The sequence below is a fragment of the Micromonospora sp. CPM1 genome, assembly GCF_023896895.1.
Lineage (GTDB): Bacteria > Actinomycetota > Actinomycetes > Mycobacteriales > Micromonosporaceae > Micromonospora > Micromonospora tulbaghiae.
In genome coordinates, this window is sequence record NZ_JAMHIU010000017.1 from 100,165 (window position 1) to 126,712 (window position 26,548).

A 26,548-nucleotide genomic window follows, 5' to 3' on the forward strand; every position below is an offset into this window, starting at 1 on the left:
GGCCGCGCTCGCGCGCGAGGGCCGCGTCGTTCAGTCGCCGAGCGGCGTCGGGTCGGCCGGCGCCGCGACCGGCGCGGCGCGGCGGCCGGCCCGCGCGCCGCCGAGCACCACCACCGCCACGCCGGCCAGCAGCAGCGCCAGGCCCGGCAGCGCCAGCGGCCGGGGCAACTGCCCCAGCCACACCCAGCCGATCAGCGCCGCGCCCGGCGCCTCCAGCAGGATCAGCACGCTGACGGTGGTCGCGGAGACCCGGTGCAGCGCGTAGTTGAACATCGAGTGGCCGAGCAGTTGGGCGCCCGCCACCAGGCCGAGGATCGCCAGCCAGGTCGCGCCGTCGAAGCCGTGCAGGCGTACCCCGCCGACCAGGCACACCACGAGCAGGATCGCCGCGCAGACGCCGTAGCAGACGGTGGTGTAGGTGGTGGTGCTGATGCTGGCCCGGGCCCGCTCGCCGAACGCGGTGTAGACGGCCGCGAACAGGCCGCCGACCACCGCCAGCAGGTCACCGGCGAACGCCCGGCCGGAGACGCCGAAGTCGGCGCCGGTGGCGAGCACCGCGCCGAGCACCGCCACCGCGATGCCGGCCCACACCGCCGTCGGCAGCCGCCGTCCCTGCCCGCGGGCGATCAGCCCCTGCCACACCGGCTGCGTCGCGCCGAGCGCGGTCGCGGCCGCCACCGAGGTGAGCTGCGCGCTCGGCATCCAGGTGGCGAAGTGGGCGGCCAGGGCGACCCCGGAGAGTACGCAGTAGAGCCCCTCGCGCCGGCCCGGCCCGACGGTCAGCGCGCGGAGTTCGGCGCGCCGCCTGGTCAACGCGACCGGCCCGAGGACCGCCACCGACAACGCGGTACGCCAGAACGCCACCGCCAGCGCCGACGCGGCGGCGAACGCCACGAGCGGCGCCGAGGACGAGACCGAGGCGACGGCCAGGGCGAGCGCGCCCACCGTCAACGCGTCGAGCGGCGGGCGATGCGGAACGGTCGGCACGAACGGTAATCCTCACACGGGCACCCGGCAGACACGGAACGTCAGCACTCCGTTACGATCATGCGCGTCCCGGCGATCCTCCCCCTCGACGTCCGGAGGCGTTCCCTCATGCCCAGGTTCCAGGCGGTGCTGTTCGACTTCTTCGGCACCCTCACCCACGGCGTACGGCGCGGAGCCGCCCACCACGCCACCGCCGACCTGCTCGGCTGCTCCGCCGAGGCGCTGGTGGAGGTGTTGAACGGCAGCTTCTACGAACGGGCGAGCGGATCCTTCGGGAACGCCGAGTCGACGATGCGCTGGGTGTGCGCCCGGCTCGGCGTCCACCCGTCCGACGCGGCGGTACGCGCCGCCGTCGCCACCCGGCACCGGGCGGTCCGCGCCGACACCCGGCTGCGTGCCGAGGCGGTGCCGGTGCTGGCCGCGTTGCGCCACCGGGGCGTACGCACCGGGCTGGTCAGCGACTGCACGCACGAACTACCGGCGTTCCTGCCGCAGCTCGCCGTCGCGCCGCTGCTGGACGCCCATGTCTTCTCGGTACGCCTCGGACGCTGCAAGCCGGACCCGGCGCTCTACCTGGCCGCGTGTTACCGGCTCGGCCAGGCCCCGGCCGACTGCCTCTACGTCGGCGACGGCGACAGCCAGGAACTCACCGGCGCGGAGCGGGCGGGGCTGAGCGCGGTCCGGCTGGCCGCGCCGGATCTCGCCGACCACGTGGTCCTCAACGCCGACCACGGGTTCGACGGGCCGTCGCTCACCTCGCTGACAGAGGTGCTCGACCTGCTCGACCCGGTCCCGGTGGCCTGACCCGGCTCGTCGAACGCGGCCGGCCCGTCGGACTGAACCGACTCCGCCTGCGGCGACCGATCCGCATGGCGTCGACCGCCTGGCGCCGACGGGTTCGCGGTCAGCGGCGGCGGACGCGGTGCAGGCGGAACGGCTTGCGGACGGCCCGTACCACGGGGGCCGGGCGGGGCTGCTCGCTCAGCGAGCCGTCCGGCAGGTCGGCGCCGCTCACGGCGGTGCCGGCGGGCGTGAGCCGGTTGAGCGCGCACCCCTGCGCCGCCCACCGCTGCACCAGCTCGGCGGCGGAGCCGGAGGCGTTGAGCCGCTTCGCCGCGACCAGCGGCGCGACGCTGTCCCACTCCTCGGTGCCCGGTCGCAGCCGGGTCACCCGCGCCGGCCAGGTGACGATCCGCCCGCCGTGGTCGCCGCGCAGCGTCACGTCGGCCGTGTCGCTGTCGGCCAGCCCGGATGCGGTCTGCTCGCCGGGACCGGTGACCACGAGCAGGGTGCCCTCCAGCGGCAGGCACCACAGCGCGTACGCCGGGCCGCCGGTGCTCACCCAGCACACGGCGGCCTTCTTCACCGCCTCGTCCACCAGGGGCGGCGTCACCCGCTCGTCCACCTCGTCGCTCACCCCGCCATCCTCCCCCATCCCGCCCGGGCCGCGGTCAGCCGATGAACGGGGGGACGGTGATCTCGCCCCGGGCCACCGGCATGACCTGGCCGGACACTGTCGCGCCCATCGCCAGGCCGCCGGACGCGGTCACCGTGCAGTCGAGCGTCGACGGGCGGTTGATCTCGATGCCCTGCCGGACCGTGTACGTGGAGCGCCCCTCGCCGGGGAGCAGGCCGCTGGCGATCAGCCACACGCCCAGTCCCAGGGCGGCGGAGCCGGTCGCCGGGTCCTCCGGTACGCCGAGTCCCGGCACGAAGACCCGGGCGTGCGCGGTTTGCGAACCGGGCTCCCAGGAGAAGAGGCTGACGTGCTCCACTCCGTACCGCTGCGCCGCCGTCGTGTTCAACCGTGCCCGGGCCACCGCGTCCGGGCGTACCGGAAGATAGGGGAATTCGAGGCCGCACCCGGCGACCCGCGGTGGCGGGCCGACGTGGTCGGGGCCGGTGAGGCCGACCATCTCCAGCAGCGGCTCCGGGTCGAGTTCCGGGCCGAGCGTGGGCGTGCCGCCGGTGAGCGTCGCGCCGGTGGCGGTCACCTCGATCGGCAGGACGCCGGCGCCGCACTCCTGGGTGACCCGGCCCGCGCCGAAGACGCCGCGGCGGCTCGCGGTCACGGCGGCGCCGACGCTCGGGTGCCCGGCGAACGGCAGCTCGTCGGCCGGGGTGAAGATCCGGGCCCGGTAGGTGGCGCCCACCTGTGTCGGCGGGAGCACGAAGACCGTCTCGGACAGGTTGAACTCCAGCGCGAGCGCCTGCATCTGCTCGGTGGCCAGCCCTTCCGCGCCGAACACCACGGCCAGCGGGTTGCCGGCGAACGGGCGGTCGGTGAAGACGTCCACGATCTCGTAGCCCAAGGTCGACATGCTGTTAGAGAGTAGGCCCTTAGGCTGGTGCCCGTGAGCACGCCGAACCGGGTCTACCTCGCTCGACTCGCCGGAGTCGCCGTTTTCGACCCGAACGGCGACCAGGTCGGCCGCGTCCGGGACGCGGTGGCGCGGATGCGCGCGACCCAGCGCCCGCCGGAGGTGGTCGGCCTGGTCGCCGAGATGCCGATGCGGCGGCGCATCTTCCTGTCCATCAACCGGATCACCTCCATCGATCCGGACGGCGTCGTGCTCGGCAGCGGCACTCTCAACCTGCGCCGCTTCGAGAAGCGCCCGAACGAGCTGCTGGTGCTCCAGGAACTGCTCGACCGCCGGGTCCAGGTCGAAGGCGGGCAGGCCGGTTCCGTGGTGGACGTGGCCATGGAGTGCAGCCGCGGCGGCGAGTGGACGCTGGGCCGCGTCGCCGTCCGCGAGCACACCGGCCGGCTCACCCGGCGCGGCCACCTCCACCAGGTCGAGTGGGACCGGGTGCACGGCCTGGGCGCGGTCGGCGACAACCGGGGTACGGCGAACCTGCTCGCCGTCCTGGAGGACCTGCGCCCGGCCGACCTCGCCAACGCCCTCCAGGACCTGCCCGACGCCCGGCGCAACGAGGTGGCCGCCGCGCTCGACGACGAACGTCTGGCCGACGTGCTCAGTGAGCTGCCCGAGCACGACCAGGTGGAGATCCTGGCCGCGCTGGACCGTCAGCGCGCCGCCGACGTGCTGGAGGAGATGGAGCCGGACGACGCCGCCGACCTGCTCAACGAGCTGCCCCCGCCGGAGCAGGACGTGCTGCTCGACCTGATGGAGCCGGACGAGGCCGACCCGGTACGCCAGTTGCTGCGCTACGCGTCCGGCACCGCCGGCAGCGTGATGACCTCGGAGCCGGTGATCCTGCCGCCGGACGCCACGGTGGCCGAGGCGCTGGCCCGGATCCGCGAGGCGCAGCTGTCCCCCACGGTGGCCGCCCAGGTCTTCGTGGCCCGTGCCCCGCTGACCACGCCCACCGGCCGCTACCTGGGTATGGTGCACTTCCAGCGGTTGCTCCGCGAGCCTCCGGCGGATCTGCTCGGCGGCATCGTGGTCAACGACATCGACCCGCTGCGGGCGTCGACGCCGCTGCCCGAGATCACCCGCCGGATGGCCACCTACGACATGGTCGGCATGCCGGTGGTGGACCGGAACAACCGGCTCGTCGGCGCGGTGACGGTGGACGACGTGCTGGACCATTCCCTGCCGCGGGACTGGCGGGACCGGGACGCGGCATTCCCCTCGTCCGCCACCGACGACGGCACCATGGACGGCGACGATGAGTGATCAGCGACGAGGCGACCGGCTGGACCAGCCGCGCGCCCCGCGGAACCTGCAACTGCCCCGGGTCGACGCGGAGACGTTCGGCCGCTGGGCCGAGGGCATCGCCCGGGGCATGGGTACGGCGAACTTCCTCGTCTACATGACGCTGATCCTGGTGGCGTGGTTCCTGTGGAACACGCTGGCCCCGGCGAATCTGCGCTTCGACCCGTACACCTTCACGTTCCTGACCTTGATCCTCTCGCTCCAGGCGTCGTACGCGGCGCCGTTGATCCTGCTCGCGCAGAACCGGCAGGCGGACCGGGACCGGATCGCGATGGAGGAGGACCGGCGGCGGGCGACAATGCAGAAGGCGGACACGGAGTACCTGGCCCGGGAGATCGCCGCGTTGCGGATCGCGATGGGTGAGGTGGCGACCCGGGACTTCCTCCGGTCGGAGCTGAGCCGGCTCGGTGAGGAGCTGGACGAGGCGGCCGAGCGGCGGCGCAAGCTGGAGCGGCGGCAGCAGGAGCGGGGGGCCCGGCGGGCGGCCGGCGGCGAGCGGCTGGACGAGCCCCGGGACGAGCTGGACGGCGACTACGCCCGGGGCGGCCGCTACGAGGGCTGAGCGGTCATCGAATCGCTCACACCGCCCCCGCCAGCGGCGGTGGCCGATGACCCGCGACGTAGCATTGCGGGCATGTCTGCACCCGTCAGCACCGTCTCCGACGCGATCCAGGCCGCCCTGGCCACCGTCAACGACCCGGAGATCCGCCGGCCGATCACCGAACTCGGCATGGTCCAGTCCGCCGAGCGCGGCGAGGACGGCGTGGTCCGGGTGGAGCTGCTGCTCACCGTGGCCGGCTGCCCGCTGAAGGACAAGCTGCGCAGTGACATCACCGCCGCCGTGGGCGCGGTACCCGGCGTGAGCGGTGTGGAGATCATCTTCGGGGTGATGAGCCCGGAGCAGCGCCAGGAGCTGCAGTCGAAGCTGCGCGGTGGCGGTGCCACCGCCGAGCCGGTGATCCCGTTCGCCCAGCCGGGCTCGCGGACCCGGGTCTACGCGGTCGCCAGCGGCAAGGGCGGTGTCGGCAAGTCCAGCGTCACCGTCAACCTGGCCGCCGCGCTCGCGTCCCGTGGCCTGTCGGTGGGTGTGGTGGACGCGGACATCTACGGCCACTCGGTGCCCCGGATGCTCGGCGCGGACGGCGCGCCGACCCGCGTCGAGGACATGATCATGCCGCCGCAGTCGCACGGCGTGAAGGTCATCTCGATCGGCATGTTCACCCCCGGCAACGCCGCCGTGGTCTGGCGCGGGCCGATGCTGCACCGGGCGCTTCAGCAGTTCCTCGCCGACGTCTACTGGGGTGACCTGGACGTCCTGCTGCTCGACCTGCCGCCGGGCACCGGCGACATCGCGATCTCGGTGGCCCAGTTGCTGCCGAACGCGGAGATCCTGGTCGTCACCACGCCGCAGGCGGCCGCCGCCGAGGTGGCCGAGCGGGCCGGTGCGATCTCGTTGCAGACCCACCAGCGGGTGGTCGGCGTCATCGAGAACATGTCCTGGCTGGAGATGCCGGACGGCTCCCGGATGGAGGTCTTCGGGGCCGGCGGCGGCGCGGCGGTGGCCGAGTCGCTGACCCGGACCATCGGCGCGCAGGTGCCGGTGCTGGGGCAGATCCCGCTGGACACCCGGGTACGCGAGGGCGGCGACGCCGGTCAGCCGATCGTGCTGACGCAGCCGGACGCGCCGGCCGCGAAGGCCCTGTTCCAGGTCGCCGACCGCCTCGCGGTCCGCCGCGAGTCCCTCCTCGGCAAGCCCCTCGGCCTCAAGCCCGCCGGCCGCTGACCCTTACCGCTCCACCACGCCCCACCGCCCCTCCCGCTCCGCGCGAGGGGCGGTCCCCTTTCCAGACGTCGATTATGAGGTTGACGGTCGCCGGACCGGCGTGTCGCGCCGTCAACTTCATGATCGACGGCGAGAGAGAGGGCGGCGTCAGGTGGCGTCGTCGTAGGACGGGCGGGGGGCCGGCGGCGTGGGGGTGGGGGTGCTGGTGGCCACGCTGGGGGTGCGCAGGTCGGCGGCCTTCGCGACGTCCTTCAGCTCGTCGTGCACGCCTGTGACGTCCGAGCGCAGGTTGTCGTACATGCTCTGGAGCGGCTTGCGGATCGCCTGCTCGTCGTCCTCGCTCAGCAGGTGCTTGCGGATGAACGCCTTGGGGTGCAGATCCTCCAGCTGGATGTCTGTGCCCAGCTCGCGGCTCAGGTCGCCGGTGGCGTTGCGCGCCATGTTGCGCAGGTTACGGACCATCCGGAGGCCGTCGCTGATCACGTTCGGCAGCCGATCGCCGAAGATCAACAGCGCCAGGAGCAGCAGGACGCCGATCTCCCACCAGTTCAGGTTCTCGAACACCGCCGCCTCCTCGTCCGTGTCAGGGCCAGACTACGCACGTCAGGTGCCCATCGGGGAGGGGGTGACGGGTCCTCACTTCGCATCAGCGGCGAGCGTCACCGACGCGTTCTGCCGCGCCGACCCGCGCCGGTACTCGACTGTCACCACGGAACCGGGCGCGTACTTGCGCACCAGGGCCACCAGGTCGGTCGGATCGGTCATCGGACGGCCGCCCAACCGCAGCACCACGTCCCCGGCACGCAGTCCGGCCGCCGCCGCCGGGCCGGCCGGCTCGACCGCGTTGAGGCGTACCCCGCCGCCCGTGGCGCCGGTGCCGCCCACCTGGGCGCCGATCACCGTACGCCGGGCCTTGCCGGTGCCGATGATGTCCTCGGTGATCCGCTTCGCCTGGTTGATCGGGATGGCGAACGCGAGGCCGATGTTGCCGGCCTCCTGCCCGTCGGCCACCAGCGACTTGATCGTCGAGTTCACCCCGACCACCCGCCCGGCGCCGTCCACGAGCGGGCCGCCGGAGTTGCCGTGGTTGACAGCGGCGTCGGTCTGGATCGCCGCGTAGTAGCGGGTCGGCCCGCCCGGCTCGCCGGCCTGCATGGTCCGGTCCAGCGCACTCACGATGCCGGCGGTGACGGTGTTGGCGAGCGACAACGGCGACCCGATGGCGAGCACCGGGTCACCGACGGCGAGCGCGTCGGAGTCGCCGAACTGCACCGGGGTCAGCCCGCTGCGCGAGACCTTGATCACGGCGAGGTCCGACTCCGGATCCTGCCCGACCACGGTGCCGGCGGCGGTGCTGCCGTCGTTGAACACGACAGTGGCCTTGCCGGTGCCGTCGGCGACCACGTGGTCGTTGGTGACGATGTGGCCCTCGCCGGTCACCACGAAGCCGGAGCCCTCGCTGGTGCCGCCGAGGCTGACCACCCGGATCGTGACCACGCTGGGCAGGACCCGCTCGGCCACCCCGGCCAGTGACTCGGGCTTGCGCTGGGCAAGCGCGGGAGCCTGGCCGGTCTGCGCGCCGATCGTCGGCACGTCACCGCCGCGCAGGAAGGCGTACGTCAGGGCACTGCCGAGAGAACCGGCGAGAAGGGCCGTGACCAGGGAAATCAGCACCACCTGACGCAGCCCCGGCCGGGTCGGCAGGTCCGGGTCGGTGACCGGTTCCGGCTCCCCCGCCCCCGGTGCCGGCGCCGCCGGGATCACCACGGCGGCGGGCGCGTACGGGTCGCGCCACGGGTCGGCCAGAGCGTCGGACCACCACGGCGACGTCGCCTGACCGGGGGCGTCCTGCGGCGGTCGTCCGGACGCCGGCCCACCCGGTGCCGGCGATCCGCCGGGCCGCCGCCAGTCCCAGCCGTCGGTCACGTCGGTGCCTCCCACTCAGTCCCGCTGGCCCCGCGCCGGCGACCGGCGGAGCCGGACGACAGTGACGCGCGGGACACATCCAGGATTACACGGATGGCGCGAACGGGGTCAGGGGTTGCCGTCCGTGAGCGCTCGACGGCGGACTCGCGGCTGCGCCGGTACCGGCCCGCCTCTACGCTCACAGTGCATACCGCCCCTCGCACCAGTCCGCCCCTCGGAGGTGTCCCATCGCCACGGTCGCCGGTCACGGCAGTTCGACGGCCCAGGCGCTCCACTTCGCCGAGTCTTTCGTCACCGAGGATCTCGTGCTGCGCACGGCCCGCGCCCTCGCCCACGAGGTGGGGGTGGAGGCGGTCACGCCCGGGTCGGGTGCCGCGCTGCGGCTGCTCGCCGCCGCCGGCAACGCCCGGGCGGTGGTGGAGATCGGCACCGGCACCGGGGTGAGCGGCGTGTGGCTGCTGCGTGGCATGCGCCCCGACGGTGTGCTCACCACGATCGACGTCGAGGTCGAGTACCAGCGCATCGCCCGGCGGCTGTTCCAGGAGGCGGGCTTTCCGTCGGGGCGTACCCGGATCATCACCGGCCGGGCCCTCGACGTGCTGCCGCGGCTCGCGGACGGCGCCTACGACCTGGTCTTCGTGGACGCGGTGTCGACCGGCTTCGCCGCGTACGTGGACGCGGCGCTGCGGCTGCTGCGCCCCGGCGGCGTGCTCGCGCTCAACGGCGCGCTGGCGGCCGGCCGGATCGGCGACCCGGCCGCGCGGGACGTCGAGACGGTCACCGTGCGGGAGACGATCAAGGCGATCCGCGAGTCGGAGCACTGGGTGCCCGCGCTGCTGCCGGTCGGCCACGGCCTGCTGGCCGCCGTGAAGGCCTGAGTCAGGCCGGCGTGCCCTGAACGGCCGGCTCAGTCCAGCGTCCCCAGCCAGCGCAGCAGGCCGCGCACACCCCAGCCGGTCGCGCCCTTGACCAGTTCGCCGTGCGTGTCGTCGGACCACGACGGCGCGGACATGTCCAGGTGCGCCCACCGGTCCCGCAGGTCGCCGGTGAACTCCCGCAGGAACAGCGCGGCGACCACCGAGCCGGCGCCCTGCGCCGGGGAGCTGTGCAGGTCGGCGATCTCGCTGGCCAGGTATTCCACGTAGTCGTCGGCGAGCGGCATCCGCCAGGCCCGCTCGCCGGCCGCGGTGATCGCGTCGAGCAGCCCGGCGGCGAGCGTGTCGTTCTCGCTGTAGAGCGCGGCGTGCCGCTTGCCCAGGGCGACGGCGTTCGCGCCGGTGAGCGTCGCCAGGTCGATCAGCAGGTCGGGCTTCAGCTCGCGGGCCGCGTACGCCAGCGCGTCGGCGAGCACGAGCCGGCCCTCGGCGTCGGAGTTGGTGCTCTCGCTCGTCAGCCCGCCGTAGTGCCGGATCACGTCACCGGGGCGGAACGCCGAGCCGCTGACCATGTTCTCGGCGAGCGGGGCGAGCGTGGTGACCCGTACCGGCAGGCGCAGTTCGGCGGCGCCGAGCGTCGCGGCGATCACCGCGGCGGCACCGGCCATGTCCTTGCGCATCAGCTTCATGGCCGGCACCGGCTTGATCGAGATGCCGCCGGTGTCGAACGTGATGCCCTTGCCGACGAGCACCACGTGGGTACGCGCGCCCTCCGGCCGCCAGTCCAGCTCCACCAGGCGCGGTCCGGTCGCGGAGCCGCCGCCGACGGCCAGCAGGCCGCCGAAGCCCTCGGCCGCCAGTTCCTCCGGGCCGCGTACCCGCAGGTGCAGGTCGGGGCGCCCGGACGCGGCCTCGGCCACCTGCGCGGCGAACCACTCCGGGTTCTTGGTGGACGAGGGCATGTTGGTCAGGTCCCGGGCGAGCCGGGTCGTCTCGGCGGTGGCCCGGGCGGCGTCGAGCGTGTCGGCGAGAGCGTCCGGGTCGTCGACGAGCACCGCCACCTCGGCCAGGGCGGGCCGCTTGCCGGCCTCGGTGAGGCGGAAGCGGTACGAACCGAGCAGCAGCCCCTCGGCGAGGCCACGCAACGCCGCCGTCGCCTCGCCGGGAAGCGCGATGGTGATCTGCGTCTCATCCTTCGCCGCGCGGGCGAGAGCCGCTCCGGCGGTGCGCCAGTCGCGCTCCTCGCCGTCGCCGACGCCCAGCAGCCACAGCCGCGCCGGGGAGCCACCGGGACGCAGGTGTTCGCGCACCTCACCGGCCGCGCCGGTGAGCCGGGTGGCCGGCAGGACGGCGGCGGCCTCGGCCCGGACGTCGCCGATCGGCACGGCGGTCGGGACCAGTCCGGGTTCGAGCGAGGCCATGGAGTCCGGCGAGATCAGGGAGTCCGGCGAGTCCGGCCCTCCGGGACGGACGGGCAGGACGAGAGCGTCAGGCCCCGCGGGCCCACTCACCAGACGAATGACCAGCACGCTGGACCGTACCTCCGAAATGGGTTGAACGGGCACGTTTCACCACGCACCCGCAGAGGAAAGACCCTGAGCCACCGGGCATGCCGGTGGCTCAGGGTAGGACGAACCGCCCGCGCGGCGGACGCCACGCGGGACACTCCTCGAATCAGCCCGCGGCCGCCTTCAGCGCGTCACCGAGCGCGGTGGCCTCGTCGGGAGTCATCTCGACGACGAGCCGGCCACCACCCTCCAGCGGGACTCGCATGACGATGCCCCGGCCCTCCTTGGTGACTTCCAGCGGACCGTCGCCCGTCCGCGGCTTCATCGCCGCCATGTTGTCTCCCCTCAGACCTACACCAGGGTCGGTGAGTTGCCCCACAGCCACTTCGCCATCGCCATCCGCAACCGTCGCGGAAGGCTCGACCAACGATTTTCCCTGATGAACACCGCCGGACCCAAACCGAAGCAGCATTGATGTAACAGCATCTAGCTTATCTTGGATAGGCCTGTCACAATGTGCGGTCATGCAGGCACGGTCGGCACTCTTCGACCTGTACGGCGACCACCTCCGGGCCCGGGGTGGCCGCGCACCGGTCGCCGCCCTGGTCAAGCTGCTCGCCCCGCTCGGGATCGCCCCACCGGCGGTACGCACCGCGGTCTCCCGGATGGTTCGCCAGGGCTGGCTGGAACCGCTCCGGCTGGCGTCCGGACCGGGATATTCGATCACCCCGAAGGCGGCTCGTCGACTCGACGAGGCGGCGTCCCGGATCTACCGGACCGGGCGGCACAGCTGGGACGGACGGTTCGATCTCCTGGTGCTCACCGCGCCCTCGTCCCGCCGGGACCGGCAGCGGCTCGCCGCGAACCTCGCCTTCCTCGGCTACGGCACGCTCGACGACTGCACCTGGGTGGCCACCCGCCCGGGTGAGGACGTCGACCTGATGCTCGACGAGGCGGGCGTGCGCTACGAGCGGTTCACCGCCGCGCACGCGGCCGGCACACCGGGCGCCATGGGCGTGGTCCGCCGTGCCTGGGACCTGGCCGAGATCGGCCGGGCGTACGAACGCTTCGTCGCCGAGCAGAAGCCACTGCTCTCCGGCGTCACGGTGCGCAGCAGCGACGAGGACGCGTACGCGGCCCGGTTCCGGCTCGTGCACGCATGGCGTACGTTCCTGTTCCGGGATCCGCAACTGCCCCCGGCACTGCTGCCCGAGCGCTGGCCCGGCACCAGCGCGGCCAGCTTCTTCGACCGGCACGCGGCCCGGCTCCGGCCGGCCGCCGACCGGTACGTCGAGCAGTGCCTCGACGCCGGCAACCGCCTCGCCCGACAGAAGGGTCGTTAGAACGTGACCGAGCCGCTGCTCGTCGACCGCACCGACGCCGTCGTCACCCTGACGCTGAACCGCCCGACGGCGATGAACTCGCTCGACGTGGCGCTCAAGGAGGCGCTCCGGGACACCCTGGCCGAGCTGGAGACCGACCGGTCCTGCCGGGCGGTCGTGCTCGCCGGCGCGGGCGGCTCGTTCAGCGCCGGTCAGGACCTGCGCGAGCACGTGCGGACGCTGGAGGCCTCGGACGCCGACCCGCTGGGCACGGTGCGGGCGCACTACAACCCGATCGCCGCCCGGCTGGCCAACCTGCCCAAGCCGGTGGTCGCCGCGGTGCGCGGGATGGCCGCCGGGGCGGGCGCCTCGCTGGCGTTCCTGGCCGACTTCCGCATCGGCGGCCCGAAGACCCGGTTCCTGATGGCGTTCGCCGGGGTGGGCCTCGCCGCCGACACCGGCGCCTCCTGGACGCTGCCCCGGCTGGTCGGTCACGCCAAGGCCGTCGAGCTGCTGATGCTCGCCGAGCCGGTCGGCGCCGACGAGGCCTGCCGGCTGGGCCTGCTGACCAAGCTGGTGGACGACGACGAGCAGGTGCTCCCCACCGCTCAGGAACTGGCCGCCCGGCTGGCCGCCGGCCCGACCGTCGCCTACGGGGCGATCAAGCGCCAGCTCTCCATCGCCGACGCGGGCACGCTCGCCGACGCGCTGGCCGCCGAGGCGCAGGCGCAGGCGATCTGTGGCGCCACCGCCGACCACCGGGCCGCCACGAAGGCGTTCGTCGCCAAGCAGAAGCCGGCCTTCGAGGGCCGCTGACCGCGCCGGTCGGGCCCGGAGGTCAGTCGTCCTCCTCCGGATCCTGGTTGGCCTCGACGCCGAGCACGAACGCCTGCATGGCCAGCTCGTCGCCGTACGGCGAGACGAACGCCGGCAGCTCCCGCGGGCCCAGCTCCTGCACGTAGGACCAGAAGATCCGTACCGCCTCGGCGCGCGACGCGGCCTCGATCGGCAGGTCCAGGCTGACCAGCCAGGTGCTGCGGGCGGGCGGCGGGCCGAGCCGGTCGGCCAGCGACCGCCAGCCGGCCGGGTCGAGCGCCACGACCGGGCCGTCCGGCGCCGGGCCGTCGACCGGCACCGGCTCGTCGAGCACCCGCCGGGTGTACGCGACCACGAGCGACCCGGCCACCGCGTCGGACTGCGGATCGTCCGGGTCCTCCCGGGTCTCGGACGACGCGAGCGCGACCCGGCCGAGGGCGACCAGGCGCAGCGGCTCGTCGACGAGCACCGCCACCCGGTCACCGGACCGGGGGCGGGCCGCCCCGGACAGCCCGGTCAACTCCAGCGCGTCGTGGTGCACCAGCCGCTCGGCCTCGAAGCGCTCGGCGGGCAGCAGCACCGCCCAGGCTCCGGTCGTGGTCGCACCGTCTGTCGTCCCGCTCGTACGCGGCTCGGTGTCGGTCATGCCCCAATCCCATCACGCCGGAGGTGGGGCGCTCCGTCACACCCCGGCCCGGTCACCGCTCACGTGGCAGTCGGCCAGGTGGTCGTCGACCATGCCGGTGGCCTGCATCAGCGCGTAGGCGGTCGTGGGGCCGACGAACCGGAAGCCCCGCTTCTTGAGCGCCTTGGCCATCGCCACCGACTCCGGGCTGGTGGCCGGCACCTCGGCGAAGGACCGGGGACGTGCCGCCCGGGGTGGGGGCGCGAAGGACCAGAGCAGCGCCGAGAGCCCTTCGGGCAGCTCCGACGCGGCCCGGGCGTTCGCTATCGCCGCCTCGATCTTGGCCCGGTTGCGGACGATCCCGGCGTCGGCCATCAGCCGGGTCACGTCGGCCTCGCCGTAGCGGGCCACCGCGTCGATCCGGAAGCCGGCGAAGGCGTCCCGGAACGCCTGCCGCTTGCGCAGGATGGTCAGCCAGGACAGGCCGGACTGGAACGCCTCCAGCGTCAGCCGCTCGTAGAGCGCGTCGTCGCCGCGCAGCGGCCGGCCCCACTCCTCGTCGTGGTAGACGGCGTAGTCGGGGGTGCTCGCCCCCCACGCGCAGCGCGGCAGCCCGTCGGCGCCGGTCACCAGGTCAGTCACGGCGTCCACGGTAGGCCAGCCCACCGACAACCCCGGTCAGGGCAGGCGGCCCTGCTCGACCAGCCGGGCGAACTTCTTCAGCGCCTGCGTGAGGCTGAACTTGGAGCCGGGCCAGAGCACCGGCCACGCCACCCGGCCGGCCGGCCCGCCCGGCAGGTGGAACCACTCGTGCCAGACCACCTGCGTGCGGTCGCGGTCCATCGGGGTGCAGCGCAGCACGCCGGGGCCGCGCAGCAGCTTGCCGCAGTGCACCACGCCGACCTCGTACGGCGCGTCGACCCGGACCACCCGCATCTCGTCGCGGAGCACGGCCGGACCGAGCGCGGTGACCGCCTCGACCAGGCTGCCCTCGCCACCGTCGCCCTCGACCACCCGGACCCGGGTCAGCGGGATCCAGTCCGACTGCCGCTCCCACGCGGTGAGCGCGGCGAACACCCGGTCGGCCGGGGCGTCGACGATCACCGTGGCGGTGACCTCGGCGGCGCCGCGGCGGGACGCCTCGGTGAAGTCGTCGGCCGGCCGGTCGGTGCCGGTCACGCCGACTCCGAGCGGACCACCGAACCGCGCTCCCGGTCGTCGTCGGCGGGCCCGGCCGCGATCCCGTTCCCCGGGGAGACGGTGTCCTCGGTCGCCGCGGCGGCCGGAGCCTCCGCCACGCCCGCCTCGGCCGGCGCGCGCCCCGGCTGCCCGTCGGCGTCGCCGCGGACCGGCCGGTCGGTGCCGGTGCGGGCCGGCGGCTCCGGCGCGGACAGGTCGATCACGACCGGCTCGGAGGTGGACGGGTCGGGCGACTGCTCGGTCTCGGGGCGGGTCGCGGCGGCCTCCTCGCGCGCACGGCGCAGCGCGTCGGCGTCCTCGGTACGCCCGTCCCGCAGGGCCGCGTTCTCCGCCTCCAGGACGCCGATCAGCTCGGTCTTGTAGCCGATGTCGTACGCCGCCCGGCGCAGCGCCGCGTCGACCTGGCTCATCCGGTAGCCGCGCAACGCCGTGTCGAAGCGGACGTCGGACACGTCCGACTCGTCGAGCGGACGGCTGCCGGGCAGGGGTACGGCCCGCCCGTCCGGCTCGGCCGGCGTGAGGCCCGGATCCTTGCCGGAGACGAGCACCGTCACCCCGAACACCACAGCCGCGACGGTCAGCGCGACGACCAAGAGGAGCAGAACCTCACCCATGCACAGATCGTGGCATGCGGGCCGGGATCGGGCGAGCCCTCCGAGACGTCCGGTCCGTAAATGCGTCCGGCGCACGGGACCGGCACGGGCCGCGCGGGCGGGACCGGATAGCGTCGGACCGGCCGGTGCGGTCCGGCGGCGAGGAGGCGGGCATGACCGGGGCGTTGCGGCTGGGCGGACGGACGTTCGGCCCCGGTGAGCTGGTGGTGATGGCGATCGTCAACCGCACCCCGGACTCGTTTTTCGACCGGGGCGCCACCTTCGCCCAGGACAGCGCGCTGCGCGCGGTGGAACGCGCGGTCGACGACGGCGCCGAGATCATCGACATCGGCGGCGTGAAGGCCGGGCCGGGCGACGAGGTCGACGTGGCCGAGGAGATCCGGCGGACGGTGGACACCATCGCCGCGGTCCGGTCCGCCTTCCCCGACGTGGTCGTCTCCATCGACACCTGGCGTGCCGAGGTGGCCGTGGAGGCGGTCGCGGCCGGCGCGGACCTGCTCAACGACACCTGGTCGGGGGCGGACCCGGCGCTGGCCCGGGTCGCCGCGGCGACCGGCGCCGGGCTGGTCTGCTCGCACGCGGGCGGGCTCGCCCCGCGTACCCGGCCGCACCGGGCCGCCTTCGACGACGTGGTGGCCGACGTGGTCGGCACGGTGACCGGGCTGGCCGAACGCGCGGTCGGGCTGGGTGTGCGCCGGGACGGCATCCTGATCGACCCGGCGCACGACTTCGGCAAGAACACCCGGCACTCCCTGGAGATCACCCGGCGGCTGGCGGAGCTGACCGACACCGGCTGGCCGCTGCTGGTGGCCCTGTCGAACAAGGACTTCATCGGCGAGACGCTCGACCTTCCGGTGCCCGAGCGGCTGGAGGGGACGCTCGCCGCCACGGCGGTGTCGGCCTGGCTCGGCGCCCGGGTGTTCCGCGCCCACCAGGTCCGCGAGACCCGGCGGGTGCTGGACATGGTGGCGTCGATCCGGGGCGACCGGCCGCCGGCGGCGACCCGGCGCGGGCTCGCCTGACGGGTCGGTCCGACGCCGTCAGGTCCAGCGCAGGACGCCGCGCCGCCAGGCGTAGAGGATGCCGAGCGCGACGATCGCCACGAAGACGCCCATCTCCACGACGGTGGTGGCGCCGAAGCCGGGCCGGTCGAAGACCAGCGCCCAGGGGAACAGGAAGACCGCCTCGACCGCGAAGAGCACGTAGAGATACGCGTAGACGTAGTAGCGGATCTGCATCTGGGCCCAGTCGCCGCCGACCGGGTCGAGACCGCACTCGTACGTGGCCCGCTTGCCCCACGGCTCGGCCGGCCGGCTCGGACGTAACACCCGGTTCGCGGAGAACGCCGTCACGAAGAAGAGCACGGCGGCGAGCAGCAGCAGACCGAGCGTGGCGTACGAGCCGAGATATCCGGTCACGACCGGAGCGTACCGGTCCCGTCCAGATGTCCCGGACACGTTACGAATTCGTTTCCTCGCAGGACTAGTGCTTGATGGCAAGTATCACCGAATAATGGGATCTCGTTGATCGCCCGGAGGACAGATGGCCCGCCCCCGCGTTGCGCCCGTTCAGCGGGTCGCGCTCCGCCGTACCCTCGCGCTGCTGGCGCCCGCGCTCGTCGCGGCGCTGGTGGCGGTGGCGCCGGCCGGGGCCGTCGCACACCCGGGGCCGGCCGCCGCGCTCCAGGTGATCGAGCCGGTGGAGCCGGGCGGCGACCCCGGCGGCGAGCCGACCGAGCCCGCCCCCACCGGCGAGCCGACGACCACCGCGCCGGCCCCGCCGCCCACCGAGCCGCCGCCGCCTCCGACCACGCCCCCGGCGCCGGTCACCACCTCGCCGGCCCCGCCGCCGACGAGCGCGCCCGCCGAACCGGCGCCGACCACCGCCGCGCCGGCCACCACGGCGCCGGTGCCCCCGCCGGTCGTGCCGCCGGTCAAGACCCCGCCGCCACCACCGGCCCAGCCGGCGGGCGGCCCTCTGGGGGTACGCGTGAACACCGAGGACGTGGTCCTCACGCCGGCCTACTGGAACGCCGACGCCACGGTGGCCGCGCTTCGGGTGACGGTGACCAACACCGGCGGGCGGGCGGAGCGGATCAGCCTTGGCTACACGCTGCCGCCCGGGCTGACCGACGCGGGCACCCCGGGCTGCGAGCCGGCCGGCGGCGGCAACCACAGCTGCGTCGGGTGGGACGCGGAGCCGGGCGCCCGGTTCAGCACGACCATCCGGGTCCGGGTCGACGGCGACGCCTGGCGGACCATGCCGCTGGCCGGATCGGTCCAGGTCACCGCCGTCGCGCCCGGTGTGACCGGTGCGGCGTACGACGACGAGGGCTTCGCGGTGCTGTTCCCGCCCGGGCCGCCGGTGCCCGGCATCTCGCTGCGCGCCGACGAGGTGCTGTTCGACATCAGCGGCGCGCCCAGCACGCTCACCGTCCGGCTCGGCAACACCGGCAGGGTCGACGCGGCCGGCCGGATCGAGGTGCTCCTGCCCGAAGGGGTGACCGCCGCCGGCACCGAGGGCGGCTGCGCCCCGGTCTCCCCCGACCGGACCCGCTGCGAACTGGGCGTACTGGCGGCCGGGCGGACCGCGACCGTACGGCTGACGCTCGCCGCCTCGGCGGAGGCCCAGCGGCGGGCCCCCCTGTCCGGCGCGGTGATCGGCCGGCTCGACCCGCGCAGCGGGCGGGACCGGCAGGTGCAGATGAGCTTCCGGATCAGCGCGGCGGCGGCGGACGCCGCCCCGCCCGGCGGGGCGCCGGCCCCGACCGGCTCGCAGGGCGTGCTCGTCGCCGCCGGCGAACGGGACGGGGACGGCACCTCGATCCGGCGGACGGCCGTCGCGTTGATCGCCGTGTCCGGCCTCCTGGTCGTGCTCGCGCTGACGCTGGCGACCCGTTCGCTGCGCCGCCGCAGCGACATCACCGCACCGGACCGTCCGATCACCGACCGGTGATCATGGATATGTGGTGATCTGGGTTACGGGCCCAGGTACTAAACGCTGCAAAGCAGGGCATACAGCGGCCCGATCCAGTCCCATACGTCGGACCTCGACCAAGGTGGCCCTAACGTGGCGACGTAGGCTCTGACGTGAGAATCGGAGCGGGCCGGGCCGGCGAGGGCGACGGCGCTCAGTTAAGCGAGGTGCGGGTGTGACCAAGCAGATCCGTCAGCTGGACCGGGTGGTCATCCGGTTCGCCGGTGACTCCGGCGACGGCATGCAGCTCACCGGCGACCGGTTCACCTCGGAGACGGCGCAGCTGGGCAACGACATCTCGACGTTGCCCAACTTCCCCGCCGAGATCCGCGCTCCCGCCGGCACCCTGCCCGGCGTGTCGAGCTTCCAGGTGCACTTCGCCGACTACGACATCCTGACGCCGGGTGACGCGCCGAACGTGCTGGTGGCGATGAACCCGGCCGCGTTGAAGGCCAACCTGGCCGACCTGCCGCGCGGGGCGGACATCATCGTCAACACCGACGAGTTCACCCGGCGCAACCTGGCCAAGGTCGGCTACGCGACCAGCCCGCTCGACGACGACTCGCTCGCCGGGTACGCGGTGCACCCGGTGGCGCTCACCTCGATGACGATCGGCGCGCTGGCCGAGCTCGACGTGTCCAAGAAGGACGCCGAGCGGGCCAAGAACATGTTCGCGCTCGGGCTGCTGAGCTGGATGTACTCCCGCCCGTACGAGTCCACGCTGCGCTTCCTGGAGCGCAAGTTCGCGGCCCGTCCCGAGCTGGTGGCGGCGAACGTGGCCGCGTTCCGGGCCGGCTGGAACTTCGGCGAGACCACCGAGGACTTCTCCGTCCGGTACGAGGTCAAACCGGCCAAGATGCTCCCGGGCACCTACCGGAACATCACCGGCAACGCGGCGCTGTCGCTCGGCCTGGTGGCCGCCGGGGTGCGTTCCGGGCTGCCGGTGTTCCTCGGCGCGTACCCGATCACGCCGGCCTCGGACATCCTGCACGAGCTGAGCAAGCACAAGAAGTTCGGCGTGGTCACCATGCAGGCCGAGGACGAGATCGCGGCGGTCGGCGCGGCGCTGGGCGCCTCGTACGGCGGCGCGCTCGGCATCACCACCACCAGCGGCCCGGGCGTGGCGCTCAAGAGCGAGACGATCTCCCTGGCGGTGGCGCTGGAGCTGCCGCTGGTCATCGTCGACGTGCAGCGGGCCGGGCCGTCGACGGGTATGCCCACCAAGACCGAGCAGGCCGACCTGAACATGGCGCTGTACGGCCGGCACGGCGAGGCCCCGGTGGCGGTGGTCGCGCCGAAGTCCCCGTCGGACTGCTTCCACGCGGCGCTGGAGGCGGCCCGGATCGCGCTGACCTACCGCACGCCGGTGATCCTGCTGTCGGACAACTACGTCGCCAACGGCTCGGAGCCGTGGCTGCTGCCCGACGTGGAGTCGCTGCCCGACCTGCGGGTCGAGTTCGCCACGCAGCCCAACGGTGAGGACGGCACCACGTTCCTGCCGTACCTGCGGGATCCGCAGACGCTGGCCCGCCCGTGGGCGGTGCCCGGCACGGCCGGTCTGGAGCACCGGATCGGCGGCCTGGAGAAGGCCGACAAGACCGGCGACATCTCGTACGACCCGGCCAACCACGACTTCATGGTGCGGACCCGGGCGGCCCGCATCGAGACCATCCCGGTGCCGGACGTCGAGGTCGAGGACCCGGACGGCGACGCCCGGGTGCTGGTGCTGGGCTGGGGCTCGACGTACGGGCCGATCGGCGCCGCCTGCCGTGGCCTGCGCCAGCGCGGGCTCTCGGTGGCCCAGGCCCACCTGCGGCACCTGGCCCCGATGCCGGCGAACCTCGGCGAGGTGCTGGGCCGCTACGACAAGGTGGTCGTGCCGGAGATGAACCTCGGCCAGCTCGCCCACGTGATCCGGGCGAAGTACCTGGTCGACGCGATCGGCTACAACCAGGTCCGCGGCCTGCCGTTCACCGCCGCCGAGCTGGAGACGATGCTGGAAGAGGTCCTGAAGAATGTCTGAGCCCGTCGCCCTCAAGCTCACCGCCAAGGACTTCAAGTCCGACCAGGAGGTGCGCTGGTGCCCCGGTTGCGGTGACTACGCCATCCTGGCGGCCGTGCAGGGCTTCATGCCGGAGCTGAACATCCCCCGGGAGAACATCGTCTTCGTCTCGGGCATCGGCTGCTCGTCGCGCTTCCCGTACTACATGAACACGTACGGCATGCACTCGATCCACGGCCGGGCCCCGGCGATCGCCACCGGCCTGTCGGTGTCCCGGCCGGACCTGTCGGTCTGGGTGGTCACCGGTGACGGCGACGCGCTCTCCATCGGCGGCAACCACCTGATCCACGCGCTGCGCCGCAACGTGAACCTCAAGATCCTGCTGTTCAACAACCGGATCTACGGCCTCACCAAGGGCCAGTACTCGCCCACCTCCGAGGTCGGCAAGATCACCAAGTCGACGCCGGTCGGCTCGGCGGACGCCCCGTTCAACCCGCTGTCGCTGGCGCTCGGCGCCGAGGCCACGTTCGTGGCCCGGACGATCGACTCGGACCGCAAGCACCTCCAGTCGGTGCTGCGGGCCGCCGCCCAGCACGAGGGTTCGGCGTTCGTGGAGATCTACCAGAACTGCAACATCTTCAACGACGGCGCCTTCGACCCGCTGAAGGAGCCGGCCACCCGGGACGACTTCCTGATCCGGCTGGAACACGGGCAGCCGATCACGTTCGGCAAGGACGGGCAGTTCTGCGTCGTCCACCCGCCGGGCGGCTTCGGGTTGGAGGTCCGGGAGACCGCGAACACGCCGGCCGAGGAGATCGTCGTGCACGACGCGGGCGTGGCCGACCCGGCGTACGCGTTCGCGCTGTCCCGGCTGCCCGGCCTGGACCTGAGCAACACCCCGATCGGGGTGTTCCGGTCGGTCGGCCGACCCTCCTACGACAGCGTGGTGCAGGAGCAGGTCGCGGCCGCCAAGGCGGGCGTGGACAAGACCCCGGAGCAGCAGCTCGCGGCGCTGCTCGGCAGCGGCGACACCTGGACGATCCTCTGATCCACCGCTGACCCGTCATGCCGAGGGGCGGGCCGTTCCCCCGCGGAACGGCCCGCCCCTCGTGTGTGACGCGGCCCGGTCAGGCGGCCGCCGAGGCGGGCACCCACAGCTCGTCGACGGCCCGCTCGGCCGCGGCGAGGCTCTGCTCGAACAGCGGGATCAGCTCGGCCATCGCCGGGTTGACCGGGGCCAGGGTCAGCTCGGCGCAGATGAACCGCGGGTCCAGCCCGGTCAGGGAGAGGCCGTGCGGCAGCCACGGCTCGGCGTGGTCCCAGCCCTCGCGCGGGGTGCCCGGGCCGTACCCGCCACCGCGGCTGACCAGGACGACGAACTGGCGGTCGCCGAGCAGCCCGGCGTTCGTCACCGGGTCGTACGCGATGCCGGGGGCGATCAGGTGGTCGACCCAGGACTTCACGCTGCTGGGCGGGCCGTAGTTGTAGAGCGGGAGCCCGAGCAGGACCGTGTCGGCCTGCTTCACCTCGGCCACCACCTCCTGGGTCAGCTGCCAGGAAGCCTGCTGCTCGGGGGTGTGCTGATCCGGCGGCACCATGCGCGCGAGGCCGCTCGCGGTGTTCAGGTGCGGCAGCGGGTTCTGACCCAGGTCGCGGTAGGTGACAGTGCCGTCCGGGTGGGCGGCGCGCCAGGCGGCGGCGGCGCGGGCGGTGAGCCGCCGGCTGATCGACCGCTCCCCGGTGATGCTGGAGTCGATGTGCAGTAGGTGTGCCATTGGTGATTCCTCCTCCGACGATCGTTCGTGTAGAACCAACTATTTATAGCAGGTCGATGTTCCTCGGAGTGCGTAAACTGGGTCACATGTCCGCCGCACCGGCCGAGGAGTCCGAGCGCCGTTCCGGGCCCCTGCTCGACCACCTGGCCCGGCGGATGCGGCTGCGCTCGGAGTCGGTGCTGGCCCCGCTGGGCCTGCGCCCCCGCCACCTGGTGGCGCTCACCGTGCTGCGCGACTCCGGCGGCATCAGCCAGCAGGCGCTGGCCGGCACGCTCCAGATCGACAGCACGAACGTGGTCGGGCTGCTCAACGACCTGGAGTCGGACGGCCTGGCCGAGCGCCGCCGCTCCCCGGAGGACCGCCGCCGGCACGAGGTACGCCTCACCGACGCGGGCACGAAGCGACTACGCGAGGCCGAGTGCGCGCTCGCCGGCGCGGAGGAGGACGTCCTCGGCGCGCTGGCCCCCGGCGAGCGGGACCTGCTCTACGACCTGCTGCGCCGGGCCACCCAGGGCCGGTCGTCGACCTGCGGCGAAGTGATCGCGGAGGGCGGTCCGGGCGCCTGCTGACCGGGCGGCCCGGCGGGCCGGGTCAGATCGCGGAGGTGGCCTGCGGCCGGTCGTCCCGGACGTGGACGAGCATGTCGCCGGTCTCGATCATCGAGGCGGCACGGTCGTTGAGTGTGACCACCTTGCCCCGGCGGACCAGCGCGATGACCAGCGCCTCCAGCTCGCGCGGCGAGCGGCCCACCTCGCTGCGCTCGGCCGACCGCATGGCCAGCGCCATGCCCTGCCCCGGGGTGAGCAGGTCCTCCACCACGTCGATCAGGGGCGGGGCCGAGGTCGACAGGCCGAGCAGCCGCCCGGCCGTGGCCGACGAGACGATCACGTGGTGCGCCCCGCTCTGCTTGAGCAGCGGCGCGTTCTCCGCCTCCCGGACCGCCGCGATGATGCGCACCTGACCGGCGGTGAGCTGCCGGACCGTGAGCGCCACCAGCACCGAGGCGTCGTCGCTGTCGGTCGCGATGATGACCGACTTCGCGGTACGCACGTGCGCCTGCTCCAGCACCGACGAGCGGGTCGCCGAGCCCTCGATCGTCACCAGCCCGTTGGAGGTGGCCTGCCGCAGCGCCGGCCCGCTCCGCTCGACCACCACGATCTTGGACTTGTCCGTACCGTTCTCCAGCAGGGCGGAGACCGCGCTGCGGCCCTTGGTGCCGTAGCCGCAGATGATGACGTGGTCCTTCACGGTTCTCCTCCACCGCGACAGGCGACGGCCGGTGCGGTACTGCTCGGTCAGGACTTCCAGGGTGGTGCCGACCAGGATGATCAGGAACAGCACCCGGGCGGGAGTGATGAACAGGACGTTCGCCAGCCGCGCCGACGAACTGACCGGCGTGATGTCGCCGTACCCGGTGGTGGAGAGCGAGACCACCACGTAGTAGAAGCAGTCGAGCAGGCTCAGGCCGCTCTCGTCGACGTCGCGGTAGCCGTCGCGGTCGAGCCACACCACGAACACCGTGGCGAAGACCAGGCCGAGGGCGGCGAGCAGGCGCAGGCTCAGCGCGCTCAGCGGCCCCCGCCGTTGCGCGGGAAAATGGATCACCGTCGGTCCTGCTCCGCCACCTGCACGCCCTCAAGATAGCGGTTACGCCGCGAGCCGGCTGGCTGGGCCGGGCGCCGCTGCTGCCCGCGAGCGGTAAGGATTTCGTCAGATCCATCGACGCGCCCACGGGTGAGACTGATGACTCACCGATCGTGACGAGGGGACGTCGGATGCGTACACGCATGGCATTGGCCGCGCTTGCCGTGGCAGTCGGGATGGTGGTCGCCGGGGCGCCGCCCGCTGTGGCGAACCGGCCTGGGGACCGCCCAACCGGGACGGCCCGGCCCACCCGGCCGAAGCCCACCGTCGTCCCCTCGCCGACCTTCTCCCCACGACCGACCGCCTCGCCGACGCCGACCGCCGTACCGACACCGACGGCCACGGCGACGCCGACCGCCTCACCGTCGCCCACCGGTACGCCGACCGCCACCACGCCGGCGCCGATGCCGACGGCGAAGCGGACGGCCGTGCTGCTGCCGACACTCGGCGGGGGCAGCTCGGCGTCGGACGTCAACAGCGCCGGGGTGGTGGTCGGGTCGGCGCAGGTGGCAAGCGGCTACTGGCACGCGGTGCGCTGGGTGGACGGGCAGATCGAGGATCTGGGGACGCTGGGCGGGCCGAACAGCCAGGCCGAGGCGATCGACGAGCGGGGGCGCATCGTGGGCACCGCCCAGGCGGCCGACGGCAGCAGCCATGCCGTGGCCTGGGTGGACGGGAAGATCCAGGATCTCGGCCTGACCGGGGGCATCTTCTCCATCGCGTACGACACGGCGGGCGACCGGGTGGTCGGCGTCTACCACGTCACCGACAGCTTCTCCGGGCGGCGGCCGTTCGTCCGGACCGGGAACACCGAGATCACCATCGACGCCCCGCCGGGTGCGAGCGCGCTCGCGGTGAACGAGGCCGGCACCGTCGCGGGCACCTACGGCTACAAGGACTGGACCGATCCGCCCTTCGTCAACCAGGCATTCGTCTGGCGCGACGGCGTCCTGCGGTCGCTGGGCACCCTGGGCGGACCCACGAGCGACGCGACCGGCATCAACGACCTCGGTCAGGTGGTCGGCACGAGCTGGACCGCGGACGGCCGGTTCGCCGCCTTCTTCTGGGACGGTACGACGATGCACCGGCTGGCCACCGGCGCGGAATCCCCGACGGCGCAGGCGGTGAACGACTCGGGCCTGGTGATCGGCACCGACGGCACCACGAGCCGGGCGATGATCTGGCCCTCACCCACCGCCGAATCCCAGCTGCTGCCGATGCCGGACGGGGCGGTGAGCAGCATCGCGATCAACGTCAACGACCCCGGCCTGATCGTCGGTCTGGCCTACTTCGCCTCGCCGAGCTGGCACTCCCGCGCGGTCGTCTGGCGTTGATCCACGCCTGCCCGGTCGGTACCACGGGGGCCGACCGGGCAGGTGCCGGGCGCGTGGACGGGGCATGATGGAGACGTCCGGGACGACGACCGCGAGGAGGCCGGCATGTCGTTGCTGCGACGCGTGATCGGCGGGGTGCTCCGGCGCATCCGCCTGCGCCAGGGCCGCACGCTGCGCGAGGTGGCCCAGGCCGCCGGCGTCTCCCTGCCCTATCTCTCCGAGGTCGAACGCGGCCGCAAGGAGGCCTCCTCCGAGGTGCTGGCCGCGATCTGCCGCGCGCTCGGCATCCACCTCGCCGACCTGCTCGAAGAGGCCCGCGACGAGCTGCGCCGGGAGCGTCCGACCCCGGTCGGCCCCGGCATCTCGGCGGCCCGGTTCGACCGGGTGCCGTCCGCCCGCACCGGGCCACACCTGCGGGTCGGCCCGCCCCGGCTGTCCGTCACGCGCCGCCCGGCCGTGTCACCCCGGCCGCCCGTGACCCGGCGGCCCGCCGTCTCGCTCCGGCCGCACGTCGCCCGCCGCCCGGTCACCGCCATGCCGCTGCTGGGCGGCGTGCTGCGGCCGGTGGATCTCGGGCCGGCGCCGCTCGGTCCCGCGTTCGACGCCGCCACGCCGATCGGGTTCGCCGGCGGCATCCGAATCTGGCCGGTTCCCTCCGCCCCGGCCGTCCGCCCCCGTCCGCGTACCTCCGTCACGCTGGCCCGGCGGCGGGCCCGCGCCGGCCGGCGGCGGCCGGTCGCCGCGTAGCTTCTGCTCACGGCGGATCTGCCCCGGGCAGAAAGCCTGGTCCGCACGGGTGCGCCCGGCGGACGCTGGAGACCGCCGGGTTCCCGGGCGGTCCCCCGCCCACCGGCGGCACGGAGGTGGGCGGCGATGGGTGGCATCTGGATGCTCGACGAGGGGCAGCCGGCGTTCGGCGACCGGGTCTTCGAACGGTTGCTGAAGGAGCGGATCATCTTCCTCGGCACCGAGGTCACCGACGCGTCGGCCAACCAGATCTGCGCGCAGATCCTGCTCCTCGCGGCCGAGGACGCCGAGCGCGACATCTTCCTCTACATCAACTCGCCGGGCGGTTCGGTCAGCGCGGGCATGGCCGTCTACGACACCATGCGGTACGTCAAGAACGACGTGGCGACGCTGGCGCTCGGGATGGCCGGGTCGATGGGGCAGTTCCTGCTCTGCGCCGGGGCGGCGGGCAAGCGGTTCGCGCTGCCGCACTCGCGGATCATGATGCACCAGCCGTCCGGCGGGATGGGCGGCACCGCCGCGGACATCACCATCCAGGCCGAGAACATGCTGCACGTCAAGCGCACCATGCAGGAGCTGATCGCTCGACACAGCGGCCGCACGCTGGAGGAGATCCAGCGCGACTGGGACCGCGACCGCTGGTTCACCGCCGAGCAGGCCCGCGAGTACGGACTCGTCGACCAGGTGCTCACCCGCGTCGACCAGCTCGCGGCGTGAGCGGGCGCGGCCCGGCC

Annotated in this window: 29 protein-coding genes; 15 read left to right on the plus strand and 14 right to left on the minus strand. The window is 73.6% G+C overall.

The features are described from left to right. Window positions 1-30: 30 nt before the first annotated feature. Window positions 31-987: a DMT family transporter gene (locus tag M8C11_RS21280; protein WP_252452354.1), complete on the minus strand. Its 957-nt coding sequence runs from the start codon at window positions 985-987 to the stop codon at window positions 31-33. Between the two features lie 108 nt (window positions 988-1,095). On the opposite strand from M8C11_RS21280, the gene M8C11_RS21285 reads away from it, so the two are divergent. After that, window positions 1,096-1,791, plus strand: coding sequence for an HAD family hydrolase (locus M8C11_RS21285; protein WP_120571777.1), 696 nt, complete (start codon window positions 1,096-1,098; stop codon window positions 1,789-1,791). A 100-nt stretch (window positions 1,792-1,891) separates the two neighbouring features. Here M8C11_RS21285 and M8C11_RS21290 read toward each other — a convergent pair whose 3' ends face one another. Next, window positions 1,892-2,422 carry a hypothetical protein gene (locus M8C11_RS21290; RefSeq protein WP_252452356.1) on the minus strand — a complete coding sequence of 177 codons (531 nt, stop codon included), beginning with the start codon at window positions 2,420-2,422 and terminating at the stop codon, window positions 1,892-1,894. A gap of 16 nt (window positions 2,423-2,438) precedes the next feature. Continuing rightward, the gene (locus M8C11_RS21295; protein WP_252452357.1) at window positions 2,439-3,308 is read right to left on the minus strand and encodes a PhzF family phenazine biosynthesis protein; all 870 of its coding nucleotides are present in this window, start codon (window positions 3,306-3,308) and stop codon (window positions 2,439-2,441) included. A 33-nt stretch (window positions 3,309-3,341) separates the two neighbouring features. Between M8C11_RS21295 and M8C11_RS21300 the strand changes: the two genes are divergently transcribed. The 3 genes from M8C11_RS21300 (at window position 3,342) to M8C11_RS21310 (ending at window position 6,450) form a co-directional block, all read left to right on the plus strand. Beyond that, window positions 3,342-4,628 carry a magnesium transporter MgtE N-terminal domain-containing protein gene (locus M8C11_RS21300; RefSeq protein ID WP_120573991.1) on the plus strand — a complete coding sequence of 429 codons (1,287 nt, stop codon included), beginning with the start codon at window positions 3,342-3,344 and terminating at the stop codon, window positions 4,626-4,628. Next, complete coding sequence (locus tag M8C11_RS21305; RefSeq protein WP_120571780.1) at window positions 4,621-5,229, plus strand: DUF1003 domain-containing protein; 609 nt, start codon at window positions 4,621-4,623, stop codon at window positions 5,227-5,229. Before M8C11_RS21300 ends, M8C11_RS21305 begins: the two co-directional genes overlap by 8 nt. 72 nt (window positions 5,230-5,301) lie before the next feature. Continuing rightward, window positions 5,302-6,450 (plus strand): Mrp/NBP35 family ATP-binding protein, encoded by a 1,149-nt coding sequence (locus M8C11_RS21310; RefSeq protein ID WP_252452358.1) that lies wholly within the window; start codon window positions 5,302-5,304, stop codon window positions 6,448-6,450. Window positions 6,451-6,597: 147 nt separating this feature from the next. Here the strand turns inward: M8C11_RS21310 and M8C11_RS21315 are convergent, their stop codons facing one another. Together M8C11_RS21315 and M8C11_RS21320 are read right to left on the minus strand one after the other, a co-directional pair. Continuing rightward, window positions 6,598-7,014 carry a preprotein translocase subunit TatB gene (locus M8C11_RS21315; RefSeq protein ID WP_252452359.1) on the minus strand — a complete coding sequence of 139 codons (417 nt, stop codon included), beginning with the start codon at window positions 7,012-7,014 and terminating at the stop codon, window positions 6,598-6,600. A gap of 72 nt (window positions 7,015-7,086) precedes the next feature. Then, window positions 7,087-8,391 carry a S1C family serine protease gene (locus tag M8C11_RS21320; RefSeq protein WP_252452360.1) on the minus strand — a complete coding sequence of 435 codons (1,305 nt, stop codon included), beginning with the start codon at window positions 8,389-8,391 and terminating at the stop codon, window positions 7,087-7,089. Window positions 8,392-8,603: 212 nt separating this feature from the next. Between M8C11_RS21320 and M8C11_RS21325 the strand changes: the two genes are divergently transcribed. Then, a complete protein-coding gene (locus tag M8C11_RS21325; protein ID WP_081636063.1) occupies window positions 8,604-9,254 on the plus strand; it encodes an O-methyltransferase in 651 nt (216 codons plus the stop codon). Window positions 9,255-9,283: 29 nt separating this feature from the next. On the opposite strand, the gene M8C11_RS21330 is transcribed toward M8C11_RS21325, so the two are convergent. Both M8C11_RS21330 and M8C11_RS21335 read right to left on the minus strand, forming a co-directional pair. Beyond that, window positions 9,284-10,780, minus strand: a complete 1,497-nt coding sequence (locus M8C11_RS21330; RefSeq protein ID WP_252452362.1) for a M17 family metallopeptidase — start codon at window positions 10,778-10,780, stop codon at window positions 9,284-9,286. 145 nt (window positions 10,781-10,925) lie between these two features. Beyond that, the gene (locus M8C11_RS21335) at window positions 10,926-11,093 is read right to left on the minus strand and encodes a DUF3117 domain-containing protein (protein WP_013283866.1); all 168 of its coding nucleotides are present in this window, start codon (window positions 11,091-11,093) and stop codon (window positions 10,926-10,928) included. 190 nt (window positions 11,094-11,283) lie between these two features. Between M8C11_RS21335 and M8C11_RS21340 the strand changes: the two genes are divergently transcribed. Further along, window positions 11,284-12,102 carry a PaaX family transcriptional regulator C-terminal domain-containing protein gene (locus M8C11_RS21340; protein ID WP_121685149.1) on the plus strand — a complete coding sequence of 273 codons (819 nt, stop codon included), beginning with the start codon at window positions 11,284-11,286 and terminating at the stop codon, window positions 12,100-12,102. A gap of 3 nt (window positions 12,103-12,105) precedes the next feature. Further along, the gene (locus M8C11_RS21345; protein WP_252452364.1) at window positions 12,106-12,897 is read left to right on the plus strand and encodes an enoyl-CoA hydratase/isomerase family protein; all 792 of its coding nucleotides are present in this window, start codon (window positions 12,106-12,108) and stop codon (window positions 12,895-12,897) included. 22 nt (window positions 12,898-12,919) lie between these two features. On the opposite strand, the gene M8C11_RS21350 is transcribed toward M8C11_RS21345, so the two are convergent. From M8C11_RS21350 to M8C11_RS21365, 4 genes are read right to left on the minus strand one after another with little or no spacing between them, the layout of a single operon-like run. After that, window positions 12,920-13,543: a hypothetical protein gene (locus M8C11_RS21350; RefSeq protein WP_252452366.1), complete on the minus strand. Its 624-nt coding sequence runs from the start codon at window positions 13,541-13,543 to the stop codon at window positions 12,920-12,922. A 36-nt stretch (window positions 13,544-13,579) separates the two neighbouring features. Continuing rightward, window positions 13,580-14,164, minus strand: coding sequence for a DNA-3-methyladenine glycosylase I (locus M8C11_RS21355; protein ID WP_162959173.1), 585 nt, complete (start codon window positions 14,162-14,164; stop codon window positions 13,580-13,582). 36 nt (window positions 14,165-14,200) lie between these two features. Next, window positions 14,201-14,701 carry an SRPBCC family protein gene (locus M8C11_RS21360; protein WP_120571789.1) on the minus strand — a complete coding sequence of 167 codons (501 nt, stop codon included), beginning with the start codon at window positions 14,699-14,701 and terminating at the stop codon, window positions 14,201-14,203. Further along, a complete protein-coding gene (locus M8C11_RS21365) occupies window positions 14,698-15,336 on the minus strand; it encodes a DivIVA domain-containing protein (protein WP_252452368.1) in 639 nt (212 codons plus the stop codon). The genes M8C11_RS21360 and M8C11_RS21365 overlap by 4 nt, the downstream gene beginning before the upstream one ends. Before the next feature lie 152 nt (window positions 15,337-15,488). Here M8C11_RS21365 and folP point away from each other — a divergent pair, with 152 nt between their 5' ends. Next, window positions 15,489-16,358 (plus strand): dihydropteroate synthase, encoded by an 870-nt coding sequence (gene folP / locus M8C11_RS21370; protein ID WP_252452371.1) that lies wholly within the window; start codon window positions 15,489-15,491, stop codon window positions 16,356-16,358. Between the two features lie 18 nt (window positions 16,359-16,376). Here folP and M8C11_RS21375 read toward each other — a convergent pair whose 3' ends face one another. Further along, window positions 16,377-16,754 (minus strand): NADH-quinone oxidoreductase subunit A, encoded by a 378-nt coding sequence (locus M8C11_RS21375; RefSeq protein WP_013473888.1) that lies wholly within the window; start codon window positions 16,752-16,754, stop codon window positions 16,377-16,379. Between the two features lie 124 nt (window positions 16,755-16,878). On the opposite strand from M8C11_RS21375, the gene M8C11_RS21380 reads away from it, so the two are divergent. The 3 genes from M8C11_RS21380 (at window position 16,879) to M8C11_RS21390 (ending at window position 21,362) form a co-directional block, all read left to right on the plus strand. Next, a complete protein-coding gene (locus M8C11_RS21380) occupies window positions 16,879-18,291 on the plus strand; it encodes a hypothetical protein (RefSeq protein WP_252452373.1) in 1,413 nt (470 codons plus the stop codon). A 196-nt stretch (window positions 18,292-18,487) separates the two neighbouring features. Then, window positions 18,488-20,335 carry a 2-oxoacid:acceptor oxidoreductase subunit alpha gene (locus tag M8C11_RS21385; RefSeq protein WP_064447566.1) on the plus strand — a complete coding sequence of 616 codons (1,848 nt, stop codon included), beginning with the start codon at window positions 18,488-18,490 and terminating at the stop codon, window positions 20,333-20,335. Beyond that, window positions 20,328-21,362 (plus strand): 2-oxoacid:ferredoxin oxidoreductase subunit beta, encoded by a 1,035-nt coding sequence (locus M8C11_RS21390; protein ID WP_252452376.1) that lies wholly within the window; start codon window positions 20,328-20,330, stop codon window positions 21,360-21,362. Before M8C11_RS21385 ends, M8C11_RS21390 begins: the two co-directional genes overlap by 8 nt. A gap of 79 nt (window positions 21,363-21,441) precedes the next feature. Here the strand turns inward: M8C11_RS21390 and M8C11_RS21395 are convergent, their stop codons facing one another. Then, window positions 21,442-22,089 carry an FMN-dependent NADH-azoreductase gene (locus tag M8C11_RS21395; protein WP_120571794.1) on the minus strand — a complete coding sequence of 216 codons (648 nt, stop codon included), beginning with the start codon at window positions 22,087-22,089 and terminating at the stop codon, window positions 21,442-21,444. Between the two features lie 86 nt (window positions 22,090-22,175). Between M8C11_RS21395 and M8C11_RS21400 the strand changes: the two genes are divergently transcribed. Continuing rightward, window positions 22,176-22,658 carry a MarR family winged helix-turn-helix transcriptional regulator gene (locus M8C11_RS21400; protein WP_231915576.1) on the plus strand — a complete coding sequence of 161 codons (483 nt, stop codon included), beginning with the start codon at window positions 22,176-22,178 and terminating at the stop codon, window positions 22,656-22,658. A 22-nt stretch (window positions 22,659-22,680) separates the two neighbouring features. Here M8C11_RS21400 and M8C11_RS21405 read toward each other — a convergent pair whose 3' ends face one another. Then, window positions 22,681-23,694, minus strand: coding sequence for an NAD-binding protein (locus M8C11_RS21405; protein ID WP_252452379.1), 1,014 nt, complete (start codon window positions 23,692-23,694; stop codon window positions 22,681-22,683). 443 nt (window positions 23,695-24,137) lie between these two features. Between M8C11_RS21405 and M8C11_RS21410 the strand changes: the two genes are divergently transcribed. The 3 genes from M8C11_RS21410 (at window position 24,138) to M8C11_RS21420 (ending at window position 26,531) form a co-directional block, all read left to right on the plus strand. Continuing rightward, on the plus strand, window positions 24,138-25,067 hold the full coding sequence (locus tag M8C11_RS21410; RefSeq protein ID WP_252452382.1) for a hypothetical protein: 930 nt from the start codon (window positions 24,138-24,140) through the stop codon (window positions 25,065-25,067). A gap of 105 nt (window positions 25,068-25,172) precedes the next feature. Further along, window positions 25,173-25,814 (plus strand): helix-turn-helix domain-containing protein, encoded by a 642-nt coding sequence (locus M8C11_RS21415; RefSeq protein ID WP_252452386.1) that lies wholly within the window; start codon window positions 25,173-25,175, stop codon window positions 25,812-25,814. Window positions 25,815-25,940: 126 nt separating this feature from the next. After that, window positions 25,941-26,531, plus strand: coding sequence for an ATP-dependent Clp protease proteolytic subunit (locus M8C11_RS21420; protein WP_018788935.1), 591 nt, complete (start codon window positions 25,941-25,943; stop codon window positions 26,529-26,531). Window positions 26,532-26,548: the final 17 nt, after the last annotated feature.

Excerpts from the sequence above, each read along its gene's own strand:
- M8C11_RS21285 (WP_120571777.1), top strand. The coding sequence starts at position 1,096 with ATGCCCAGGTTCCAGGCGGTGCTGTTCGACTTCTTCGGCACCCTCACC.
- M8C11_RS21290 (WP_252452356.1), bottom strand. The coding sequence starts at position 2,422 with ATGGGGGAGGATGGCGGGGTGAGCGACGAGGTGGACGAGCGGGTGACG.
- M8C11_RS21295 (WP_252452357.1), bottom strand. The coding sequence starts at position 3,308 with ATGTCGACCTTGGGCTACGAGATCGTGGACGTCTTCACCGACCGCCCG.
- M8C11_RS21305 (WP_120571780.1), top strand. The coding sequence starts at position 4,621 with ATGAGTGATCAGCGACGAGGCGACCGGCTGGACCAGCCGCGCGCCCCG.
- M8C11_RS21310 (WP_252452358.1), top strand. The coding sequence starts at position 5,302 with ATGTCTGCACCCGTCAGCACCGTCTCCGACGCGATCCAGGCCGCCCTG.
- M8C11_RS21335 (WP_013283866.1), bottom strand. The coding sequence starts at position 11,093 with ATGGCGGCGATGAAGCCGCGGACGGGCGACGGTCCGCTGGAAGTCACC.
- M8C11_RS21340 (WP_121685149.1), top strand. The coding sequence starts at position 11,284 with ATGCAGGCACGGTCGGCACTCTTCGACCTGTACGGCGACCACCTCCGG.
- M8C11_RS21350 (WP_252452366.1), bottom strand. The coding sequence starts at position 13,543 with ATGACCGACACCGAGCCGCGTACGAGCGGGACGACAGACGGTGCGACC.
- M8C11_RS21365 (WP_252452368.1), bottom strand. The coding sequence starts at position 15,336 with ATGGGTGAGGTTCTGCTCCTCTTGGTCGTCGCGCTGACCGTCGCGGCT.
- folP (WP_252452371.1), top strand. The coding sequence starts at position 15,489 with ATGACCGGGGCGTTGCGGCTGGGCGGACGGACGTTCGGCCCCGGTGAG.
- M8C11_RS21380 (WP_252452373.1), top strand. The coding sequence starts at position 16,879 with ATGGCCCGCCCCCGCGTTGCGCCCGTTCAGCGGGTCGCGCTCCGCCGT.
- M8C11_RS21390 (WP_252452376.1), top strand. The coding sequence starts at position 20,328 with ATGTCTGAGCCCGTCGCCCTCAAGCTCACCGCCAAGGACTTCAAGTCC.
- M8C11_RS21395 (WP_120571794.1), bottom strand. The coding sequence starts at position 22,089 with ATGGCACACCTACTGCACATCGACTCCAGCATCACCGGGGAGCGGTCG.
- M8C11_RS21400 (WP_231915576.1), top strand. The coding sequence starts at position 22,176 with ATGTCCGCCGCACCGGCCGAGGAGTCCGAGCGCCGTTCCGGGCCCCTG.
- M8C11_RS21410 (WP_252452382.1), top strand. The coding sequence starts at position 24,138 with ATGCCGACGGCGAAGCGGACGGCCGTGCTGCTGCCGACACTCGGCGGG.
- M8C11_RS21415 (WP_252452386.1), top strand. The coding sequence starts at position 25,173 with ATGTCGTTGCTGCGACGCGTGATCGGCGGGGTGCTCCGGCGCATCCGC.
- M8C11_RS21420 (WP_018788935.1), top strand. The coding sequence starts at position 25,941 with ATGGGTGGCATCTGGATGCTCGACGAGGGGCAGCCGGCGTTCGGCGAC.